This window comes from Undibacterium sp. GrIS 1.8, from assembly GCF_040544445.1.
Classification (GTDB): Bacteria; Pseudomonadota; Gammaproteobacteria; order Burkholderiales; family Burkholderiaceae_D; genus Undibacterium.
Map to the genome: position 1 here is coordinate 1 of NZ_JBEONQ010000122.1, position 2,105 is coordinate 2,105.

Consider the following 2,105-nt stretch of genomic DNA (forward strand, 5'->3'; position numbering starts at 1 on the left):
CTTTCATCTTGCCAGAAATGGCCGCTCCTTTCTCATCTATTTTGCGCTTCTCGCAATAAAATTACTCTCCGGTGTTTCGTTTTGCAAGAACCTCCCTTGTTATTTGTACGACCTGGGGAACTCCGTGCGGCAGAATGGGTGGAATTTGATCTTGATGCTGCGGAATGGCGCATACCCGCCGAAAAAATGAAAATGAAAACCCAGCACATGGTGCCATTATCATTACAGTCGTTAGCAATATTGCGTGAATTACACCGTATTACTGGTCATGGTAAGTTTGTATTTCCCAGCATTCGCACCAGTGAACGCTCCATGAGTGAGAACACTATCAATGCCGCATTGCGTAGTATGGGTTACAGCAAGGAAGTAATGACAGGGCACGGGTTTCGAGCAATGGCACGCACTATCATGGATGAGGTGCTAGGAGAGCGCGTTGATCTAATTGAACATCAGTTAGCACATGCAGTTAAAGATCCAAATGGCCGCGCCTATAATCGTACTGCACATTTACCAGCAAGACGGGAGATGATGCAACGTTGGGCAGATTATTTAGACAAACTGCGCGTTGGTGCTGAAGTTATCCCGTTACGTTCTGGAACGATCTAGTTCAGCACGCTCAACCGACCACAAAAATACCGGAAATTGGTTGTGGCAGTTGTGAAACCTCATGACAACAAATTTATGTTAACCGGCGCACTGGTACGGGGGGCGGATATTTTATTGGACTGATTTACGTTGTTAAACCTAGGCGCTCTCGGTATTCGATCGGGCTGAGATAACCAAGAGACATCTTAATACGTTTTTCGTTGTACCAGCGAATATAGGTATCAAGCGCTTCAATGAATTGTGCAATTGTGGTCGAACGCCAATCGCGCGGATAGAACATTTCAGTCTTCAGCCGTCCGAAGAAGCCCTCACAGGCGGCATTGTCAGGTGAGCATCCTTTGCGCGACATCGAACGAATCAGCTTTGCGTTGTGTATCCGTGAGATCCAACCAGGCCAGCGATAGTGGGCACCACGACCAGAGTGAACGACAGGCCGGTCTCCGCCGTTGGCTACCCGCTCGATGGCTGCATCTAACATCGTGTTCACCAGATTGGCATCCGGACGGGTGCAGATAGTCCAACTGATAACCAAGCCATCAAAGCAATCGATCATGGGCGATCGATACACTTTCCCAGCCGGGATCTGGAACTCCGTGATATCGGTCAGCCATTTCTCATTTGGGGTAGCAGCCTGGAAGTCCCGGTTGATGAGATTCTCTGGCGCTGGACTGATTTCTCCCAGTTAAGATCCATACCGACGCCTTCTGTTAGCGGTGACGCCCCAATGTTCCTGCTTAATCAAACGTTGTACGACTTTCTCAGAGATAAACATCTGGCGCAGGCCAAGTGATGCACGCATTCGCCTGTAACCGTAACGCTGGTGATTGCTCTGGAAGATGTCGGTGATGGCAACACGCACATCAGCATACTTGTCAGCGCCCCTCAGTTGGACCCGATGATAAAAGGTGGCGCTACGAGGTAGGCCAAGTTCTGCAAATAGCTCCGAGAGCGCATAAGTGTGCTTTAGGGCGTCAACCAGCAGTGTCTTCTCCCTGTTACTCAGGCGCTGCGGGGCGATGCCCAGTCCTTTTTTAACAGTTCATTGACCTTCTTTAATAGATCATGTTCCAGTTGTAATCGCCGGATGTCCCGTTGACGCGAATCGACTTGCTTTTGTAGGTTTGTCAGTTTTGCCTTGTCCGGAACTCGTTCTGAATCGATAGGTGCTTTCATGGATGTGGGGGCCTCACGACCAAGTAATTGATTCTTCCAGTGATACAACGTCGGCTTGCATACGGCTACTTTTGAGCAATTTCTTGTGAAATTATTATCCTGGTTCACAGATCAATGACTGCCACATTCTTGAACGCTGTTTGACACGCAATCGGTTTAACGTCACCAATGAGTCAGTTTGTGTTTGACTTGTTGATTAAGTTGGAGAGTAGGACGCCATTTATTACCTGGATGGCGTCCTACCTAGCCGCCCTAAAAAAATTACACCAACAAACGATAGACAAATAAATAATTAAGTATTAAAATAATAACTTATTTATTTGTCA

The 2,105-nt window shown here is 47.6% G+C and carries 1 protein-coding gene and 1 pseudogene; one reads left to right on the top strand and one right to left on the bottom strand.

Annotated elements, in window-relative coordinates:
* A partial coding sequence (locus tag AAKU64_RS22390) for a tyrosine-type recombinase/integrase (protein WP_354363085.1) occupies positions 1 to 606 on the top strand: 606 nt, incomplete at its 5' end.
* Between the two features lie 124 nt (positions 607 to 730).
* Here the strand turns inward: AAKU64_RS22390 and AAKU64_RS22395 are convergent.
* Positions 731 to 1,851 (bottom strand): annotated as a pseudogene (locus AAKU64_RS22395) (IS3 family transposase); the annotation flags it as partial.
* Positions 1,852 to 2,105: the final 254 nt, after the last annotated feature.